Origin of the sequence: Streptomyces sp. NPDC001544 (assembly GCF_042894285.1) — a bacterium.
Classification (GTDB): domain Bacteria; phylum Actinomycetota; class Actinomycetes; order Streptomycetales; family Streptomycetaceae; genus Streptomyces.
The window spans coordinates 1-19,188 of record NZ_JBIAVN010000020.1 but is presented as its reverse complement, the minus strand read 5'-3'; the positions used below and the strand labels follow the sequence as shown (position 1 = coordinate 19,188).

General features: G+C 72.0%; 15 protein-coding genes. 5 read left to right on the top strand and 10 right to left on the bottom strand.

Annotation, left to right across the window (positions count from 1 at the left end; all coding sequences use genetic code 11):
- Positions 1–150 precede the first annotated feature (150 nt).
- From ACFY0F_RS33925 to ACFY0F_RS33915, 3 genes are all read right to left on the bottom strand, one after another.
- Positions 151–1,644 carry a protein kinase gene (locus ACFY0F_RS33925; protein ID WP_388803399.1) on the bottom strand — a complete coding sequence of 498 codons (1,494 nt, stop codon included), beginning with the start codon at positions 1,642–1,644 and terminating at the stop codon, positions 151–153.
- A 38-nt stretch (positions 1,645–1,682) separates the two neighbouring features.
- A complete protein-coding gene (locus ACFY0F_RS33920) occupies positions 1,683–2,309 on the bottom strand; it encodes a hypothetical protein (RefSeq protein ID WP_388803105.1) in 627 nt (208 codons plus the stop codon).
- Positions 2,310–2,423: 114 nt separating this feature from the next.
- Complete coding sequence (locus tag ACFY0F_RS33915) at positions 2,424–4,556, bottom strand: N-6 DNA methylase (RefSeq protein ID WP_388803102.1); 2,133 nt, start codon at positions 4,554–4,556, stop codon at positions 2,424–2,426.
- 218 nt (positions 4,557–4,774) lie between these two features.
- Here ACFY0F_RS33915 and ACFY0F_RS33910 point away from each other — a divergent pair, with 218 nt between their 5' ends.
- Positions 4,775–5,524, top strand: a complete 750-nt coding sequence (locus ACFY0F_RS33910) for a hypothetical protein (RefSeq protein WP_388803099.1) — start codon at positions 4,775–4,777, stop codon at positions 5,522–5,524.
- A gap of 165 nt (positions 5,525–5,689) precedes the next feature.
- On the opposite strand, the gene ACFY0F_RS33905 is transcribed toward ACFY0F_RS33910, so the two are convergent.
- A complete protein-coding gene (locus tag ACFY0F_RS33905) occupies positions 5,690–6,406 on the bottom strand; it encodes an HNH endonuclease family protein (RefSeq protein WP_388803396.1) in 717 nt (238 codons plus the stop codon).
- A 351-nt stretch (positions 6,407–6,757) separates the two neighbouring features.
- Here ACFY0F_RS33905 and ACFY0F_RS33900 point away from each other — a divergent pair, with 351 nt between their 5' ends.
- On the top strand, positions 6,758–7,522 hold the full coding sequence (locus tag ACFY0F_RS33900; protein ID WP_388803096.1) for an SDR family NAD(P)-dependent oxidoreductase: 765 nt from the start codon (positions 6,758–6,760) through the stop codon (positions 7,520–7,522).
- 10 nt (positions 7,523–7,532) lie between these two features.
- On the opposite strand, the gene ACFY0F_RS33895 is transcribed toward ACFY0F_RS33900, so the two are convergent.
- Both ACFY0F_RS33895 and mfd read right to left on the bottom strand, forming a co-directional pair.
- Positions 7,533–7,880 carry a MerR family transcriptional regulator gene (locus ACFY0F_RS33895; protein WP_388803094.1) on the bottom strand — a complete coding sequence of 116 codons (348 nt, stop codon included), beginning with the start codon at positions 7,878–7,880 and terminating at the stop codon, positions 7,533–7,535.
- A 13-nt stretch (positions 7,881–7,893) separates the two neighbouring features.
- Entirely contained in the window at positions 7,894–11,427 is a 3,534-nt protein-coding gene (gene mfd, locus ACFY0F_RS33890) for a transcription-repair coupling factor (RefSeq protein WP_388803091.1), read from the bottom strand.
- 190 nt (positions 11,428–11,617) lie between these two features.
- Here mfd and ACFY0F_RS33885 point away from each other — a divergent pair, with 190 nt between their 5' ends.
- Together ACFY0F_RS33885 and ACFY0F_RS33880 are read left to right on the top strand one after the other, a co-directional pair.
- Complete coding sequence (locus tag ACFY0F_RS33885) at positions 11,618–11,890, top strand: type II toxin-antitoxin system Phd/YefM family antitoxin (RefSeq protein WP_388803088.1); 273 nt, start codon at positions 11,618–11,620, stop codon at positions 11,888–11,890.
- Positions 11,887–12,261 carry a type II toxin-antitoxin system VapC family toxin gene (locus ACFY0F_RS33880; RefSeq protein ID WP_388803085.1) on the top strand — a complete coding sequence of 125 codons (375 nt, stop codon included), beginning with the start codon at positions 11,887–11,889 and terminating at the stop codon, positions 12,259–12,261. The genes ACFY0F_RS33885 and ACFY0F_RS33880 overlap by 4 nt, the downstream gene beginning before the upstream one ends.
- Positions 12,262–12,334: 73 nt before the next feature.
- Here the strand turns inward: ACFY0F_RS33880 and ACFY0F_RS33875 are convergent, their stop codons facing one another.
- On the bottom strand, positions 12,335–14,914 hold the full coding sequence (locus ACFY0F_RS33875; protein ID WP_388803083.1) for an ABC transporter permease: 2,580 nt from the start codon (positions 14,912–14,914) through the stop codon (positions 12,335–12,337).
- Positions 14,911–15,699 carry an ABC transporter ATP-binding protein gene (locus ACFY0F_RS33870; protein ID WP_388803080.1) on the bottom strand — a complete coding sequence of 263 codons (789 nt, stop codon included), beginning with the start codon at positions 15,697–15,699 and terminating at the stop codon, positions 14,911–14,913. Before ACFY0F_RS33870 ends, ACFY0F_RS33875 begins: the two co-directional genes overlap by 4 nt.
- Before the next feature lie 412 nt (positions 15,700–16,111).
- Between ACFY0F_RS33870 and ACFY0F_RS33865 the strand changes: the two genes are divergently transcribed.
- The gene (locus ACFY0F_RS33865; protein WP_388803077.1) at positions 16,112–17,608 is read left to right on the top strand and encodes an MFS transporter; all 1,497 of its coding nucleotides are present in this window, start codon (positions 16,112–16,114) and stop codon (positions 17,606–17,608) included.
- A 15-nt stretch (positions 17,609–17,623) separates the two neighbouring features.
- Here the strand turns inward: ACFY0F_RS33865 and ACFY0F_RS33860 are convergent, their stop codons facing one another.
- Positions 17,624–17,764 carry a hypothetical protein gene (locus ACFY0F_RS33860; RefSeq protein WP_388803075.1) on the bottom strand — a complete coding sequence of 47 codons (141 nt, stop codon included), beginning with the start codon at positions 17,762–17,764 and terminating at the stop codon, positions 17,624–17,626.
- A gap of 228 nt (positions 17,765–17,992) precedes the next feature.
- The gene (locus ACFY0F_RS33855; RefSeq protein ID WP_388803071.1) at positions 17,993–18,877 is read right to left on the bottom strand and encodes a cellulose-binding protein; all 885 of its coding nucleotides are present in this window, start codon (positions 18,875–18,877) and stop codon (positions 17,993–17,995) included.
- Between the last annotated feature and the right edge of the window lie 311 nt (positions 18,878–19,188).

Genomic DNA, 19,188 nt, shown 5'->3' with positions numbered 1-19,188 from the left:
GCTGCTGTGTGTGCTGTTGTGTGTGCTGCTTGGTGCCGCTGCTTGGTGTGCTGATGTGAAAAACGGACCGCAACCTATCCGGTGCCGGGTCCGTGTCCTGAGAACTCCGCCCCAGGAAGAGCACAAGGATCTCCCAGCGGACGGCAAAGCCTAGCCACGGACCTGCCCCAGCCACTGCAGGGTCCGCCTGATCTCGGCGGCCAGCGGGTTGCCGGGGCCGTGTACCCGCTCGACGTCCAGCAGCAGCCGCCCGAGCGTGTCATGGGCGGCGGGCCGGTCGCCGAGGGCGAGCAGCAGGTGGCCGATGCGGCGGCGGACGTCGTGGGCGAGTTGCGGATCGCCGGAGACGTACTGGTTCTCGTAGTACGGCAACAGCGCCCGGTACTCGGCGAGTGCCGCCGCCGGTTCGCCGAGCTGTTCCAGGCACTGGGCGGCGTCGTAACGGAAGCGCAGGGACTGCGGGTCGGCCTGGCCGGCCTCGGCGGCGCGTTCGTCGGCGAGGCGGCGCAGCTCGGGCAGCGCGCGCCGGTACTGGCCGTCGTCCATGAGGGTGGCCGCGTACTGCTTGCGCAGAGTGCGGACGACCGGGGAGTGCTCGCCGTGCTGGTCGGCGGCGACGGGCAGGATCGCGCCCAGGATGTCGACGGCCTGGGTGATACGGCCCTCGCCGAGCAGCCGCTTGACCTCGTCGACGGCGGCGGCGACATCGGGCTTCTCCGCCACGGGCGGCGCGGGTGCCACGGGGGCGGGCTGGGGCGCGGGCGTGCGCGCCCGGTCCGGCCAGGGGGCGTGCGGCCGCAGGAAGGGGCGCGTCGGGTCGAGCGGGGCTCCGGTGGGCGTGCCGCGCGCGGGCAGGAGCAGCGCGAGGTGCTCGTACACCTCCTGCGCGGAGGCGGGCCGGTGCTGCGGATCCTTGGCCAGCAGGCGCAGGACCAGCGCTTCGAGGGCTTCCGGGACCTCCGGGCGGATCCGGCGCACGGGCAGCGGCGGCTCGTACAGATGCCGGTGCAGCACGCCGAGCGCGGTGGAACCCGCGAACGGGACGTTTCCGCTGAGCAGTTCGTGCAGCAGCACACCGAGCGCGTACAGGTCGGTGTACGGGCCGACCGCGCCGCCCATGGCCTGCTCCGGCGCCATGTAGGCGGGCGAGCCTATGGGCGAACCGGTGTGTGTCAGCCGTGTGGTGTCGGTGTCCATGACGGACGCCACGCCGAGGTCGAGGACGGTGACCGTGCCGTCCTGCTTCACCATCACGTTCCGCGGTTTCAGGTCGCGGTGCACGATCGGCACCGCGTGCACGGCGCTGAGGACGGCGCACAGCTGCGCGGCCACGGCGACCGCCCACTGCCACGGGTACGGGTCGTGCTCGGCGAGGTGGTCGGAGAGGTCGGCGCCGTCGACGTACTGCATGACGAGGAAGAGCTCCTCGCCCTCGCTGCCCGCGTCGTGCACGGTCACCAGTCCCGGGTGGTCGACCTGCGCGGTCACCCTGCACTCGCGCTGGAAGCGGCGGCGCAGTTCGTCGGCCTCCTGGCCGGCCACCTTGTCGGGGCGCAGCAGCTTCACCGCCACACGCCGGTCGAGCCGCTGGTCGTACGCGGTCCACACCTGGCCCATGCCGCCCTGCCCGATGAGCGTGGACAGCTCGTAGCGGCCGGCGACGACGCGGCCTTGTGCCGCGGTCACCGTCCGCTCTCGTGGTTGCCGTCGTGGTTGCGCAGATAGTCACTCAGTTCGTCCAGCTCCGCGCGCACCTGGTCGATACGTGCGGGCGCCGGGCGCTGGGGCGGCGGCGGGGTCGGTATCGGCGGCTGGGGCAGGGGCGTGTGCGGCATCGGAGGCGGTGTGTGCGGGCTCTGCGGAACGGTCGGGACGCTCGGCACGCTCGGCACGGTCGACGCGGTGAACGGCGACGGCTGCGGGTAGCCGTACGCCGCCGCGGGCTGCTGCGCGTGGAAGGCGCGGCGCAGGCGCTGGAAGTGGCGTATGTCCGCGGCCAGGTAGTACGCCGTCGCGGCCACCAGCGTGCCGAGGAGCAGGGTGATGCCCAGATAGCCGCCCGGGGTGTGGACGTCGTCGCCGGGCTCGCTGCCGAGCAGCACGATGCTGAGGACGTCGGCCGCGAGCACCGCCACGAACAGTCCCCAGTCCAGCGACCTGCGGGTCACGATGGCCAGGCGCAGCAGCATCGCCCAGGCGAAGAACCCGATGCCGAAGAAGGCGATCACGACGAACAGCACGCGCAGGAAGATCAGCCACCCGGTGTGCGGCGGCTGCTGCACCGGCTGTGCGTAGCCGTGGCCTTGCATGGCTGCTCCTGTTCGCCTGGCGAGGACGTGCGGTTGTCGCTTCGAGCGTATAGGCCGACACGGACAAGCGGCCCGAGTTGTGCCGAACCGTTGTACTGCTGATCACAGCACGGCTCAGCCGGGCGCCACCGTGCCGTCCGTCAGGCCGTCGTACATGCCGCGCACGAGCTGCTCGCCGAGCCGGCCCGCGTGCCTGAGCGCCCGCTCGAACTCGTCGAGGGCGCGGAAACGCTCGCCGTAGCGCCGCTGTTCGTCGAGCGGCAGCCGGGGAAGCTGCAGGCGGCGCACGTCGAGGCGGGTGGCGGTGGACGCGTAACTGCTGGCCTGCCGGTTGTTGGCGGTACCGCGCAGGAACCCGGCGACGAACCACGGGTCGAGCGCCGTGGAGTCGGGGCGAAGCAGCACGAGGTTGCGTCCCAGGGCGGCGCCCGCGGTCGCGTCGTCGATCACGCGCGTCACCGAGCCGCCGCCGAGCACCGGGACGACGACGTCGCCCGGTTCGGTCAGCACAGCCTCCTCCTCGCTCTCGGGGAGCGTCCCCGAGGGCGCGGTGCCGGCGAGGACGTCGTGGTCGGTGAGAACGGGCACGCGCGCGTGGCCGCCGGTTCCGCCCGTGCGCATCACCAGGGCGCCTCCGCGCGCGAGTTCACCGATGGTGGTCAGCGGCCAGCGCGCCGGCCGCGCGGAGCCGGCCGGGGGCGGGGTGAGGTCGGCGGTCAGGCGCAGCGTCTCGCCGAGGCGTTCGCGTACGGCCGTGAGCTGCCGGGCGCCGTCGGGTGCGGTGGGCGGCGGCAGGTGACGGGCGGGAGCGAGGTCCACGTCGTCGTCGAGGAGTTCGATGACCGGGACCGAACGGGCCAGGCCCGGCCGTTCCTCGCACCGTCCCTCGCGCGCGAAGGTACGCCAGGCGTCGAGGACCGCGTCCCGCACGGCCTGCCAGTCGGGGCCGCCGCGCCCCTCGGTGGCGAACCGCCCGGTGTCCGCCAGGAGCACCTCCGGGTGCGCGGAAGTCCGGTCCGGGCGGCGCAGCACCCACAGGTGCAGGGGGATGTTGTACGGCGGCGCCGCGCCCACCGGCAGCGCGACGACGGCGCGCAGCGCGCCCCGGCGCAGCAGGTCGGCGCGGATACGGCGGCCGGAGCGGCGGGAGGCGGCGGCGGGCGGCATCAGCAGCACAGCGGTGCCGCCGTCCCGGAGCCGGGCGAGCGCGTGCTGCACCCAGGCCAGCTCGGACTCGGTGCGCGCCGGGAAGCCGTACTCCCAGCGGGGGTCGTAGGCGAGTTCGTCGTGCCCCCAGTTGCGCTCGTTGAACGGTGGATGGCACAGGACGGCGTCGGCGCGCAGCTCGGGGTAGGCCTCGGCGCGCAGGCTGTCGCCGACGGCGGCGCGCACCGCCACGCGCGCGTGCAGCGCGATCCGCAGCGCGGTGAGCGCGGCGAGCTCGGGCGCGCTGTCCTGGACGTACAGCTCCTGGTCGGGGCCGGTCTCGACGGCGCGGAGCAGGGCGCCGGTGCCGCAGGCCGGGTCGAGGACGGTGCGGGCCTGGCCGGCGAGCTCGGTCATGAGCCGGGCGAGTTCGGCGGGCGTGAGCGTGTACTGGCGGGGGTTGGCGTCCAGGTGGCGTCCCAGCAGGAACTCGAAGGCCTGCCGCGCCCCGAGCTCGGCCGCGAGTTCGGCGGCGCCGCGCAGGAGGGGCGCGGACGGGAGCAGTTCGGGGCCGGCGGGGAGGTGAACCGCCGGGGCGGCGCTCGGGGCACTGTTCGCAGCGCCCGCCCCGGCCACCCCGGCCACCCCGGCCGTCCCGGCCGCCCGGCCCGTGTCGCGCCGCTGGTGGACGCGGCGGTCGGGGGCCGGACCGAAACGCGGGACGAGTACCTGTTCGAGCGCGTCGGGCAGCATCGCGGCCACGCGCGCGTCGGAGCCGGCGCTCACGTCCAGCCAGACGGTGGGGCGCTCCTGGATCAGCAGCAGGACGCAGCCGGCGTGCACCAGCGCGGTGACCGGGCCGCCCGGGTGTCCGGCGAGCTGCTGCCAGACGCGTTCCCGCAAGGGGACCTCGGCGAGTTTGCCCTGCTTGCGCAGCCATGCCTCGATCTCGGCGAGCGCGAAGGAGGGGCTGGTCTCGGTGCCGCCGACGGGCTTGGGGAAGTCGGCGTGCCGACGGCGCCAGTTGCTCACGGCGGCACGGCCGACGCCGGCGAGCCGTGCGATTCCGGCGGCGGTCACTTCTGTCGCGTTGTCCTGCACCCGCGCCGCTCCCCTCGTCCTGTGTGTGCGCCGAGCATAGCGACGTACACATGATCCACGCATTCACGAGCGTGTACCCACCCAGCCTTGTGAACCGTGTTGACTCGGTTCACAAGCTCTGCTCTTATTGACCCAGCGAACGGGCGCCCGCCAGTCCATAGGGTCCGGCCCCCGCCCCGCCCCACCCACACCTCGCCATCTCCAACCAAGGAACTGCCATGCGTCGCACCGCACTTGCCGCCCTCTGTCTCGCCGCCGCGGCCACCGTCGGACTCACCGGCTGCATGCCCGGGCAGGTCAAGGCGGACAGCAAGCCGAAGGGCCCGTTCGCCGGGCTGACCGGTGGCGAGATCGCCGACCGGGCGATGAAGTCCACCACCGGAGCCGCGTCGCTGCGGATGAAGGGCGACGTCACCGACGACGAGAGCGACGGCACCATCCAGATCGACATGGCCGTGAACAAGAAGGGCGAGTGCGCCGGCACCATGAGCATGGGCGGCCAGGGCAAGGCCGAACTGATCAAGACCGGCGACACCGTCTACATGAAGTACGACGAAGCGTTCGTACGGGCCCAGAGCAAGGGTGAGTCCAAGCAGGACACGGAAGCGGCCGTGTCGATGCTGGCCGGGAAGTGGACCAGGATGGCCGCCAAGGGACAGGACGCCAAGGACATCGCCGGCCTCTGCGACCTGGACTCGGTGCTCGGCGGCGCCGAGGACGGCGACTCGGACGCCACCCGCGGCAGGACGACCACCGTCGACGGCACGCCCGCGATCGTGCTGCACGAGAAGGACGGCAAGGACCGTTACACCGCCTACGTCGCGACCGAGGGCAAGCCGTATCTGCTGCGGATCGACGGCTCGTCCGCCAAGGAGCCGCTGAACCTCACCTTCAGCGACTACAACCAGCCGGTGCCGGCGAAGAAGCCCGCCGGCAAGATCCTCGACCTGGACGCGCTGGACGGCTGACCCGGGCGCCGGCGCCGGCGCCGCTCATGGCCGGCCCGCTCACAACCGATGCCGCATCCATACGCTGGGCTCGAGATGTACGGCGGACCGTTGGGACGGACCGGGGCGACGACCTCGGTGGAGGCAACCGCCCGGCGAGAACCGGGTTTTCCCGCGCCGGTCGGCTCACGCGCCGCACTGCGCCAGCATCATCCGCTTGTCGGCGACCGTCACGGGCAGTTTGTACTTCAGCGACACCTGGGCGACGCGCACGGAGTACGCGCAGCGGATCGTCTTGTCCGGCGGCAGCCAGGTCGCCGGGCCGGAGTCGCTCTTCGCGCCGTTGGTCGGGCCGTCCACCGGGATGAGGTTGAGCGGATCGTTGGCGATGTCCTCCCGCTCACCCTTCGTCCAGCGTGCCGCGCCCATCTGCCAGTCGTACGACAGCGGCATGACGTGGTCTATCTGGACCGTGGTCGCACGGGACTTGGTCCACTCGATCGTCTTCCCGGTGTACGGGTCGTGCAGCGTCAAGGAGGTGACGACGCAGTTCGAGCCCGCCCGGTAGCGGACCTTCTCCCCATCGCGCTTCAGGAGGTCGTTCCGGGTGTCGCACCCGTTGTGGGCGAAGGGGATGCCGCCCGGGGCCGAGTCCATCCAGGCGTAGCCGAACTTGTCCCGCTCGTAGCCCGTCTTGGGGCCGCGCCCCTTCGTCGCCACCTTCTCGATCAGCGACCGCGCCTTCGCCTTGTCCGCGGCCGACGTGATCGCCGCCAGCCCCGGCTTCGTGCCGTCCGGATTGTCCAGCGGACTCACGGCCCGGCCGTTCCCGCCGGTCGGGACAGCGGAACCTGAGGGGCCGCCGTCCGCGGGTGTGGCGAGGTCCTTGCAGCCGGCGAGCATGACCGAGGCGGCCAGCACCGCGGTGGATGCCAGGAGGACGCGCCGCCTTCCGGCACTGCGCCTCGTCCAACCGGCCCCGGTGGCCCGCCCCTTGACCGTCCCGCCCCTCGGACGCATCACGTGCGCCTCCTCCCGCCCGCCCTGTGCCGCCGCCGCACGGGCGGATCCTTCCTGGTCCACCGTAGCGGCCGGCCGGTGGGGAACGGAGAGCGCCCGGGAGCGGAACGGCAGGCGCGTGCAGCGCGCGAGCAGTCCCGACCCGATGGGCCTGGTACCCCGTTTTCCCCCAACCTTGCCTGGACCGACCGGGCTTGACCCTGCCCCTGGCGTCAGGGTCCGAGGATTGCCGGCATGAGCGAACCGAGCGCACCCCACCGCACCCCCCGCACCGTCCTGGTCACCGGAGCCGGCACCGGCATCGGCCGCGCCACCGCCCGCGCGTTCGCCGACGAGGGCGCGCGGGTCCTGGCCGTCGGCCGCCGTCCGGGACCCCTCGCCGAGACCGCCGACGGCCACCCCGGGATCATCCCCGTCCCCGCCGACATCACGGCCGAGGACGGCCCCGCGACCGTCGTCCGCACCGCGCTGGAGCGCCACGGACGCATCGACGTGCTGGTCAACAACGCGGCCGTGGTGAACACCGAGTCACTGCGCACCTATACACGGGCGTCCATGCGACCCCAGCTCGCGACGAACCTCCTCGCCCCCGTCCTGCTCACCCAGGCCGCGCTCCCCGCGCTGGAGGAGAGCGGCGGCGTCGTGGTGAACGTGACGACATCGGTCGGCCAACGCGGCTGGCCCGGCAACTCCCTGTACGCGGCGGGCAAGGCGGCCCTCGAAGTTCTCACCCGCAGCTGGGCGGTGGAGCTCGCACCGCTCGGGATCCGGGTCGTCGCCGTCGCTCCCGGCGCCGTCGAGACGCCGATCGCCGACCACTCGGGCTACACGCCCGAGCAGCGCGCCGCCATCCGCGCATGGCAGCTCGACCACACCCCGCTCGGGCGGGTGGGCCGCCCCGAGGAGGTGGCCTGGGCGGTCACCCGACTGGCCTCGCCGCAGGCGTCGTTCATCACCGGCGTGGTCCTCCCGGTGGACGGCGGCGCCGTGGTGGGGTGAGCGCCGGCGGTCACGTGGCCTCGCGCAGCGCCGCCGCCAGCCGCTCCCGCACCGCCACCTGTGCCGCGATCCTTGCGTCGATGACGGCCAGCCGGTCCCTGGCGACCTGCAGCCCCTTCGGGGAGACCCCTCCGGCCGTCACGTCTGCGTCCAGGCAGGGCAGGAACACCCGTACGTCGTCCAGGGTGAGCCCCGCGTCCAGCAGGTGCCGGATGTTGCGGACGCGGACCGCCGCCCCGGCGTCGTACTCGCGGTAGCCGTTGGGGGCGCGTTCGGATGCGATCAGTCCGGCCTGCTCGTAGTGCCGCAGGGCACGCGGCGTCGCCCCGGTCGCCGCCGCCAGCTCGCCGATCCGCACGCGCCCCTCCTGCTCAGGACCCCAGGACGGAGGCGAGGAACTCCCCGACCCAGCCCAGCAACTCCCGTCCGACCAGCGGCTTCCCGCCCACCTTCGCGGTCTTGGGCCGCGGCACCAGCACCTGGTGGACGGACGGCTTGATGACCGTCCCCGGGTACAGCCGCTTGAGCCGCAGCTCCTGCGACTCCCGCAACTCCACCGGCGCGAAGCGGACGTTGGTGCCCTGCAGCACGATCTCGCCGACCCCGCACGCGCGCGCGAGCATGCGCAGCCCGGCGACCAGCAGCAGGTTCTCCACCGGCTCCGGCAGCTTGCCGTACCGGTCGGTGAGTTCCTCCCGTACCGCCTTGATGTCCTCCTCCGAGTTGGCGGAGGCGATGGCCCGGTAGGCCTGCAGGCGCAGCCGCTCGCCGGGCGCGTAGTCGTGCGGGACGTGCGCGTCGACGGGCAGCTCGATCTTGACCTCGAGCGGCGGCTCCTCCTCGATCTCGCCGGTCTCCAGCTGGCGCCGGTAGTCCGCGACCGCCTCGCCGACCATGCGGACGTACAGGTCGAAGCCGACGCCCGCGATGTGCCCGGACTGCTCGCCGCCGAGCAGGTTTCCGGCGCCGCGGATCTCCAGGTCCTTCATCGCCACGTACATGCCCGCGCCCATCTCGGTGTGCTGGGCGATGGTGGCCAGCCGCTCGTGCGCGGTCTCCGTCAGCGGCTTCTCCGGCGGGTACAGGAAGTACGCGTACCCGCGTTCGCGTCCTCGGCCGACCCGGCCGCGCAGCTGGTGGAGCTGGGACAGGCCGAAGGTGTCGCCCCGTTCGACGATGAGGGTGTTGGCGTTGGAGATGTCGATGCCGGACTCGACGATGGTGGTGGAGACCAGCACGTCGAACTTCTTCTCCCAGAAGTCGACGACGACCTGTTCCAGCGCCGACTCGGACATCTGGCCGTGCGCGGTGGCGATGCGCGCCTCGGGGACGATCTCCCGGAGCCTGGCGGCGGCCCGGTCGATGGACTCGACCCGGTTGTGGATGTAGAAGACCTGGCCCTCGCGCAGCAGTTCCCGGCGGATGGCCGCGCCGATCTGCTTCTGTTCGTACGGGCCGACGAAGGTGAGCACCGGGTGCCGCTCCTCCGGCGGGGTGGTGATCGTCGACATCTCGCGGATGCCGGTGACCGCCATCTCCAGGGTGCGCGGGATGGGCGTGGCCGACATGGTCAGCACGTCCACGTTGGCCCGCAGCTTCTTCAGCTGCTCCTTGTGCTCGACGCCGAAGCGCTGCTCCTCGTCGACGATGACCAGGCCGAGGTCCTTGAACTTGGTCTCGGAGGAGAACAGCCGGTGGGTGCCGATGACGACGTCCACCGAGCCCTCGCGCAGCCCCTCCAGGACGGCCTTGGCCTCGGTGTCGGTCTGGAAGCGGCTGAGCGCCTTCACGCTGACCGGGAACTGGCTGTAGCGCTCGGAGAACGTCCCGAAGTGCTGCTGCACCAGCAGCGTGGTCGGCACCAGCACCGCGACCTGCTTGCCGTCCTGGACGGCCTTGAAGGCGGCGCGGACCGCGATCTCCGTCTTGCCGTAGCCGACGTCGCCGCAGATCAGGCGGTCCATGGGGACCGTCTTCTCCATGTCGTCCTTGACCTCGGCGATAGTGGTGAGCTGGTCGGGGGTCTCGGCGTAGGGGAAGGCGTCCTCCAGCTCGCGCTGCCAGGGGGTGTCCGCGCCGAAGGCGTGCCCCGGGGCGGCCATGCGCGCGCTGTACAGCTTGATCAGGTCGGCGGCGATCTCCTTGACCGCCTTCTTCGCGCGGGCCTTGGTCTTCGTCCAGTCGGCGCCGCCGAGCCGGTGCAGGGTGGGGGCCTCGCCGCCGACGTACTTGGTGATCTGCTCCAGCTGGTCGGTGGGGATGTACAGGCGGTCCCCGGGCTGGCCGCGCTTGGCGGGGGCGTACTCGACGACCAGGTACTCGCGGGTGGCGCCCTGGACGGTGCGCTGCACCATCTCGATGTAGCGGCCGACGCCGTGCTGCTCGTGGACGATGTAGTCGCCGGTCTCCAGGGTGAGCGGGTCGATGGTCTTGCGACGGCGGGCGGGCATACGGGCGCCGTCCCGGCCGGCCGCCTTCTGCCCGGAGAGGTCGGTCTCCGTCAGCACGGCGAGCTTGAGCGCCGGGTCGACGAAGCCGTAGTCGATGGAGCCGCAGGAGACGTGCACGACGGAGGGGCTGAGCTCGCCGAGGTCGGCGTCGAGGCGGGCGGCGATGCCCTCGCCGCCGAGCACCTCGGCCGTGCGGGCGGCCGGGCCGTGGCCCTCGGTGACGAAGACGGTGCGCCAGCCGTCGGCGAGCCAGCCCTTGGTGTCGGCGAGGGCCTTGGCGGTGTCGCCGCGGTACGTCTCGGGCGCGTGCATGCCGAGCTTGAGGGTGCCGTCGTCCAGGGTCTCGTCGGCGGCGAAGGGCGAGACCGACCACCACATCATGTCCAGCTCGCGGGCGCGGTCGCGGACGTCGGCGATGGACCACAGGGAGGCCGCGCCGACGTCGATGGGCGCCTCGCCGCCGCCCGCGGTGGCCGCCCAGGAGGCCTGCAGGAACTCCTGGGAGGTCGCGACGAGGTCGGCGGCACGCGTGCGTACCCGCTCCGGATCGCACACGAGCGCCATGGCGCCCTTGGGCAGCACGTCGAGCAGCAGCTCCATGTCGTCGACGAGGACGGGGGCGAGGGACTCCATGCCCTCGACCGCGATGCCCTCGGCGATCTTGCCGAGGAGTTCGCCGAGCTCCGGGTGCTGTTCGGCGAGGGCACGCGCGCGTGTACGGACGTCTTCCGTCAGCAGCAGTTCGCGGCAGGGCGGGGCCCACAGGCCGTGCTCGGCGACCTCCAGGGAGCGCTGGTCGGCGACCTTGAAGTAGCGGATCTCCTCGACGTCGTCGCCCCAGAACTCGATGCGCAGGGGGTGTTCCTCGGTGGGCGGGAACACGTCGAGGATGCCGCCGCGCACGGCGAACTCGCCGCGCTTCTCGACCAGCTCCACGCGCGCGTACGCGGCGGCCGCGAGGGCTTCGACGATCGTGTTCAGGTCGGCGCTCTGCCCGGTCCGCAGGGACACCGGTTCGAGGTCGCCGAGGCCCTTGACCTGCGGCTGGAGCATGGACCGTACGGGCGCGACGACGACGGAGACCGGGCCGGTCTCGGGGTCGTCGGGGCGGGGGTGGGCCAGGCGGCGCAGGACGGCGAGGCGACGGCCGACGGTGTCGCTGCGCGGGCTGAGCCGCTCATGGGGCAGCGTCTCCCAGGAGGGGTACTCCACGACGCCCTCGGAAGGCAGCAGCGAGCGCAGGGCGGCGGCCAGGTCCTCGGCCTCCCGTCCCGTCGCCGTGACCGCCAGCACGGGGCGTCCGGCCTCGCGGGCCAGGGCGGCGACCGCGAAGGGGCGGGCCGCCGGGGGTCCGACCAGGTCGACGTGCATGCGGTTGCCGTCGGCCGCCGCCTTGATCGCTTCGGCGAGGGCGGGGTCCTTGACTACGGCGTCGAGCAGACCGTGCAGGCTCATTCGGGGGCGGCTTTCGTCCGGGGCGGGCAACACGACGGGCCCGACACGCGTGGCGGGCCGGGGGTTCCCAGGGTACGACGCCGGGGGCTGTCACTCGGGGGAGTGAACGCGGGTGGCCCTGTGGAAGGACGGCGGCTACCGTATTCCCATGGGCTAGCCCGTCGGTTAGTCCACCGTTCGGGAGGTCTTTATGAGCACGCAGCACGCCCAACGGCAGTACAACGTCCACGACGCCAAGACCAACTTCTCTCGGATACTGCAGCTGGTGGAAACAGGGGAAGAGATCATCATCAGCCGGGCGGGGGAGCCGGTGGCCAAGGTCGTGCCGTTCCGGGCCACTGTTCAGCGGACCGCTCGCGGCTCCCTGAAGGAGCCGGTGGTGTTCCATGACGACTTCGACGACATGTCCGACGATCCGGGATTCGCCGAGGTGTTCGGTCTTGGGCAGGAGACGAACACGTGAGGCTTCTCGCCGACACGCACGTCGTGGTCTGGTGGCTGCTCGACTCCCCGGAACTCTCCGACGAGATCAAGGGGCTGCTCGACGCGGAGCCCGAGGCGTACATCAGCGCTGTCACGCCCTGGGAACTTGCGCTCAAGCAGGCACTCGGCAAGCTGGACGCCCCGGCCGACCTGCCGGAACGGGCCCGGGACTGCCAGCTGAGATCCCTTCCGATCAGCATGGGTCACGGTATCCACGCCGCACGGCTACCCCTCCACCACCGCGACCCCTTCGACCGCATGCTCATCGCCCAGGCCCAGATCGAAGACCTGACACTCATCACCCGCGACACCTGGATCCCCAAGTACGACGTCCCCGTCCTGCGCGCATGACAACGGCCCGGCGCCGAGAAGTCCCCCGTGACTTCTCGGTGCCGGGCCTCCCCCGTGACCCCCGTCGGGATGGCTACTCGGTCGCGATCGCGTTCAGTACGTTCATCCGGCCCGCCCGGAACGCCGGGACCAGCGCCGCGAACAGGCCCACGAAGGCCGAGCCGGCGAAGACGGCGATGATGGTGGGCCAGGGGATGTCGAGGACGTTCAGGCCCGCCAGGGCGAGCAGCTTCTGCGCGGTGGCCCCCCAGCCGAGGCCGAGTCCGAGGCCGAGCAGGGCGCCGAAGAGGGCGATGACCACCGACTCCAGGCGGATCATGCGCCGCAGCTGGCGGCGGGAGAGGCCGATGGCCCGCATCAGGCCGATCTCCCGGGTGCGCTCCACCACCGACAGGGCCAGGGTGTTCACCACGCCCAGCACCGCCACGATGATCGCCAGCGCCAGCAGGCCGTAGATCATGTTCAGCAGCTGGCCGATCTGGTCCTTCAGCGCCTTCTTGTAGTCGGTCTGGTCGCGGACGGTGTACTGCGGGTAGTCGTGCAGGGCCGTCTTCAGCGCCTTGTAGGCGGCCGTCTGCTGCCCGTCCTTGGCGCTGGCGAAGACCAGCTGGTCGAGCGGCATCTCCTTGGCCGGCACGTACTTGGCGAGGGTGGCGATGGAGGTGTACTTGGCGCCCTGGTCGATCACCTCGTCGCTGCTGGTGATCGCGCGGACCGTCAGACGGGCGGTGGAGCCGTGCTCGAAGGCGACGGTGATCTTCGAGCCGATGTGGATGCCGTGGGCCTTGGCGAACTTCTCGTGGACGGACATCGAGTCGGGCAGGTAGGCGTCCGAGAGGTTGCCCGCGACGGTCTTCTTGCGCAGGTCGGACGCGTACGTCGGGTCGGCCGCCGTGATGTCGGTGTCCTTGAGCGTCTGACCGTCGGGGGTGGTGTAGTCCGCCTTGGTCGTCTTGTACTCGGTGACCCGCGCGAGGCCCGGCGTCGACTTCACGGCCTGCACCGCCTGCCGGACGACCGTGTCCCCGTTGTCGCCCATGATGATGAAGTCCGTACCGACGGTCTTGTCGAGCTGGTCCGTGGCCGAGGCCACCATGGAGGAGCCGACCACCGACAGGCAGGCGACCAGTGCGAGGCCGATCATCAGGGCCGCGCCGGTGGCGCCGGTGCGGCGCGGGTTGCGCAGCGCGTTGCGCTCGGCCATCCGCCCCACGGGGCCGAAGATCCGCAGCAGTACGGCGCCGAGGACGCGTACCAGGCCGCCGGCCAGCAGCGGGCCGATGACGACGAAGCCGATCAGGGTCAGCAGGATGCCGAGGCCCAGCCACGAGGAGCCGGCCTTGGCCTTGTCGGCGTTTGCGGCGACGTACAGGCTCAGACCGCCGGCACCGGTGAGGACGGCGCCGATCAGGCCCCGTATCCAGCCGGCCCTGGCGTCGGCCGGGGTGCCGGCGTCGCGCAGCGCGGCCATCGGGGAGACCTTGCCGGCCCGCCGGGCGGGCAGGTAGGCGGACAGGACGGTGACCACGACACCGAGGAGCAGACCGACCACCGGGGTGGTCCAGGCGACCGTCAGGTCGTCGGTGGACAGGTGCATGCCGATCTTGCCCATGAGCTTCATCAGGCCGACCGCGATGCCGACGCCCGCGCCGACACCGAGCACGGAGCCGACCACGCCCAGCAGCAGTGCCTCGACCAGTACCGAACGGTTGACCTGCTTGCGGGAGGAGCCGATGGCCCGCATCAGGCCGATCTCCCGGGTGCGCTGGGCGACCAGCATGGAGAAGGTGTTGATGATCAGGAAGATGCCGACGAGGAAGGCGATCCCGGCGAAGCCGAGCATCGCGTACCGCATGACGTTCAGCGAGCTCGCGACTTCCTTCTGGTTGGCGTCGGCGACCTCCTTGGCGGTCTGCACCTTGTAGCTGCCGCCGAGTTCGGCCGTCACGTTCTTCTTCAGCCGGGCGTCGGTCACGCCCTTGACCGCCGTGACGTTGACGTTGGTGTAGACGCCGGTCTCGCCGACGAGCGTCTGCTGCGCGGTACGGGTGTCGAGGTAGAAGATCGCCGCGCCGGGGTTGGTGACGGTGAAGGTGGCGATGCCGGAGATCCGCCCGGTGTGCGTGCCGACCGCGGTGATCACACCGATCTCGTCACCGAGCTTCAGGTGGTGCTTGTCGGCGGTGTCCGCGTCGACCATGATCTGGCCGGATCCCTTGGGCGCCGCACCGGAGGTGATCTTCATGGTGCGGGCGTCGTTGCCGTTCCAGCTGCCCACGATGGTCGGGGCGCCGCTGCTGGGCGAGAGCTTGTCCTTGTCGGCGTCGACGACGGTGACCATGGTGGAGAACACCGTGCCCTCCGCGGCCTTGACGCCCTGGGCGCGGCGGACCTTGTCCAGCACCGAGGCCGGCATCACCGGCGGCTTGCCGTTGTCGGAGGTCGTCTGACCGGTGTCGGAGGCGCCCTTGGCGCTGACCTGGACGTCGGAGGAGGTGGCCTGGAACAGCTTGTCGAAGGTGGTGTTCATCGTGTCGGTGAACACCAGCGTGCCGCACACGAACGCCACCGACAGCAGCACCGCGATCGCCGACAGCGCCATACGGCCCTTGTGCGCGAAGAAGTTGCGCATCGAGGTCTTCAGGACGGTCATGACGTACGCCCCCGGGCGTCGAAGTCCTTCATGCGGTCCAGGACCTGGTCGGCCGTCGGCTGGTGCATCTCGTCGACTATGCGGCCGTCGGCGAGGTACAGCACCCGGTCCGCGTAGGAGGCGGCCACCGGGTCGTGGGTGACCATCACGATGGTCTGGCCGAGCTCGTCCACCGACGTGCGCAGGAACCCGAGCACTTCGGCACCCGCGCGGGAGTCGAGGTTTCCGGTCGGCTCGTCACCGAAGATGATCTCCGGGCGGGCGGCCAGGGCGCGGGCCACGGCGACGCGCTGCTGCTGGCCGCCGGAGAGCTGGGTGGGCCGGTGCTTCAGCCGCCCGGCGAGGCCGACGGTCTCCACCACACGGTCCAGCCACGCCTTGTCGGGCTTGCGGCCGGCGATGTCCATGGGCAGCGTGATGTTCTCGAGCGCGTTCAGCGTCGGCAGCAGGTTGAACGCCTGGAAGATGAACCCGATCCGGTCCCGGCGCAGCTGCGTGAGCTTCTTGTCCTTCAGTCCGGTGATCTCGGTCTCGTCCAGGTAGATCTGACCGCTCGTCACCGTGTCGAGCCCGGCGAGGCAGTGCATCAGCGTGGACTTGCCGGACCCCGACGGGCCCATGATCGCGGTGAACTGGCCGCGGGCGATGTCCACGTCGACGTGGTCGAGGGCGACGACGCGGGTCTCCCCCGACCCGTACGCCTTCACGACCTGCCGCGCCCGTGCGGCAACGGCCGTACGCCCTCCAGTGCCCCCGTGCCTGGGAATGGTCACAGCCGAAGTCACGGTATGTCTCCTATATCGGTCGGCAAGTCTGTGCGGATCCGCCCCGGTGAGCCGGTGCGTCGTTCTGGGTACGCCGATGAGTCTCCCGGCCGGCGGGGCCGCCGCGCGCTGGTGCGAAGCCCCGTCTTGCAGGGGGGTTAACCCCACCGGTGCCGGTTCGGTCAGCCGCCCCCCGACGGCGTAAAGCCAGGTTAAGGACCGGGCCCGTGCCCTCTCCTCCTCCGGCGGGACGAACCCTCCCCCAGCCGTTGTACGGAGGAACCCCTAGGGGCGGTCCACCCCGGGGTGGAGTAGGACTAGGGGGCCCTCTCCACCCATCGGCCCGTCATCCTGCGCCCTGCCGCCGCGTCAGGGTCAAGTGGCAAGCTTCTCCCGGCAGATAGGTGCAGGGGGCAGGGATCAGGGGGTTCCGGTGGGCGGTACGACACCTGCGACACGCGACGGCGCCGCGCAGCGGACCACGGCCCGCGGGCGGGGCGCGGTCGTCGCCGCGCTGATGCTCACGATGGCACTGGCGGCCCTGGACGCCACGATCGTCTCCACGGCCGTACCGCAGATCGTCGCCGACCTCGGCGGTTTCTCCGTCTTCTCCTGGCTGTTCTCCGGCTACCTGCTCGCGGTGACCGTCACGCTGCCCGTCTACGGGAAGCTCTCCGACACCTTCGGCCGCAAACCGGTGCTGGTGGCGGGCGCGTCGCTCTTCCTGCTCGGCTCGCTGCTGTGCGCCGCCGCGTGGAACATGGCCGCGCTGATCGCGTTCCGGATCGTGCAGGGCCTGGGTGGCGGGGCGCTGCAGGGCACGGTGCAGACCCTGGCCGCCGACCTCTACCCGCTCGCCGAACGCCCGAGGATCCAGTCCCGGCTGTCCACGGTGTGGGCGGTGTCGGCGGTCGTGGGACCGGGGATCGGCGGGGTGCTCGCCGGGTACGCGGGCTGGCGGTGGATCTTCCTGGTCAACCTGCCCATAGGTGCCGCGGCGCTCTGGCTGATCGTCCGTCATCTGCACGAACCGGCCCACGGCCCGGCGGTCCGTCCCCGGGTCGACTGGGCGGGCGCGCTCGCGGTGTTCGCGTGCGGCGGTGTCCTGCTGACGGCGCTGGTGCAGGGCCAAGTGGCCTGGGCGTGGCTGTCGGCGCCGTCGCTCGCCCTGTTCGGCGCGGGAGCCGCCCTGGCCGGGGTCGTGGTGTGGGTGGAGCGGCGGGCGGCGGAGCCGATCATCCCCGGGTGGGTGTGGCGGCGCCGGACGATCGCGGCGGTCAACCTGGCGCTGGGCGCGCTGGGGCTGCTGATGGTGGCGCCGACGGTGTTCCTGCCGACGTACGCGCAGTCCGTGCTCGGCCTCGCCCCCGTGGCCGCCGGGTTCGTGCTGTCCGTGTGGACACTGAGCTGGCCGGTGTCGGCGGCGCTCAGCCAGCACGTCTACCGGCGTATCGGCTTCCGCGACACCGCGCTGCTGGGCATCGGCACGGCCACGCTGGTCCTGCTCGCCTTCCCCTTCCTGCCCTACCCGGGGGCGGCCTGGCAGCCGGCGCTGCTGATGCTGCTGCTCGGCGGGGCGCTGGGCCTGTTCCAGCTGCCGCTGATCGTCGGGGTGCAGTCGACGGCGGGCTGGGCGGAGCGCGGCACCACCACCGCGTCGGTGCTGTTCTGCCGGCAGACCGGGCAGACCGTCGGCGCCGCGGTGTTCGGCGCGGTCGCCAACGGTGTCCTGGCCGCCCGGCTGGGCGGCGCGGGCGACCTGGACTCCGTCACACGGGCACTCGACGCGGGCACGGCCTCGGAGAGCACCCGGCGGGCGATCGCCGGCGCGGTGCACGCGGTGTACCTGGGGGCGGCGGGCGCGGCGGCGCTGGCGTTCCTGGTGCTGCTGGTGCTGGCGCCGCGGCGCTTTCCGGTGCTCTCCGAGTGAGCACCGCCGGGCCGCTCAGCGCAGCTGGACGGAGACCTCCGGGTTCTGCGGTGACGGCCCGTCGAGCAGCGGCTGGGCGATGCCCTTCAGGTGCAGGTCGAAGAAGGCGGCCACGTACGCGCGCGTGATCGCTTCCGAGCGTGCCGAGGAGAGCACCTTCGGATCGGCGACACCGAGCAGCTCCCCGAGCAGGGACGCGTCGGTGAAGGTGCCGTGGTCGGATCCGGCGACCGTCAGCCGGCGTTTCCAGCCGTCAAGACGGCCCCAGGCGTCGTCCCAGGGCTTGTACCCCTCCTGGGGTCGGACATCCGGGCCCGGGCGTCCGACTCCGGTCGCCCGCCCGCGCGCCGGGGCCGGGCGTGAGTCCGGGGACCGGCGGGACGCCTACTCGACGGCCCGCCCCGTCCACGTCGCGAGGTTGCTGCGCACGTCGTCCATCTGCGTCTGCATGGCGTCCCACGTCTCCCCGTGCTCACGCAGCACCTGCTCCGTCTCCCGGGCGATCGCGTCCTCGCGCACCCGGGCCTCGGCGAGGATCTCCGCGGCACGCGCGTGCGCCTCCTCCAGGCACGGGCCCACCGACGCCCGAGCCTCCTCCAGCTGCCGCTCCGCCTCCGCCAGCGCGGCCTGCGCGCGCACCGTCCGCTCGGCGTGCAGCGCGTCGAGCGCGGCCGACCGCTCGACCTCCTCCTGCTCCAGCGCCGCCCAACGCGCCGCATGCTCCCGGGTCTGCTCGGTCAGCATCCCGGAGGTCCGCTGCCGCATCTCCCGCAGCGCGGCCAGGGCCTCACTGCGCCCCTCCTTCACCGCCCGCCGCGTGCCGATCCTGATCTCGTCCGCCTCGGCACCCGCCGCGAGGAGCCGCTGGCGGGCACGTTCCTCGACGTCCCCGACGAGCGTGTCCGCGTACTCCGCGGCCGCCCGGCGCACGCTCTCGGCGTACGCCTGCGCCTCCGAGACCTCGTCCCGTGCCGCGGCCCGCGCCGACTCCCGTACGGCCTGCGCCTCTTCCACCCCGAGCTGGAAGAGACGCCGCGCGCCCTCTCCGAGCGCCTCGTACGTCTGCGGTGCGAGCCGCGCGACCGTCTCGCGCAACCGGGCCACCTCCACCGCCATGTCCTTGGCGAGCACGGTGAGCCGGGCGGCCCGCTCCCAGGCGGCGTCCCGGTCCCGCGAGAGCGCCTCGGTGAACGCGTCGACCTGGCCGGGCCGGTAACCCCGTCCCCGGACGACGACGAAGCCGTGCGGCGACACGGGTGCGCTGCGCATCCTGTGAACCCCTCTCCGCCAGACACACACGAAATGATGATTTCGGGCATATTTTGATGTATCGGGCGTAATCGTTCACAACGCGACACTCCGTAGACATGTCGCGGTCAGGTTCCCGCACATGCGAAGGGGCCGGCCCCGGTCACCCGGACGCTGTTGGTTAATCCCGGCCTTCGCGTGACGTCGGCTCCCCAGACCTTGTTGTGGTCTGGGGAACCGACGTTGTCGTATGGGGAGGGTGTCGATGTCGATGCAGCCGCGGGAGCCGGGGGAGGTCCCGGTGGAGACGGTGCGGGTGGCCCGGGCGGCTT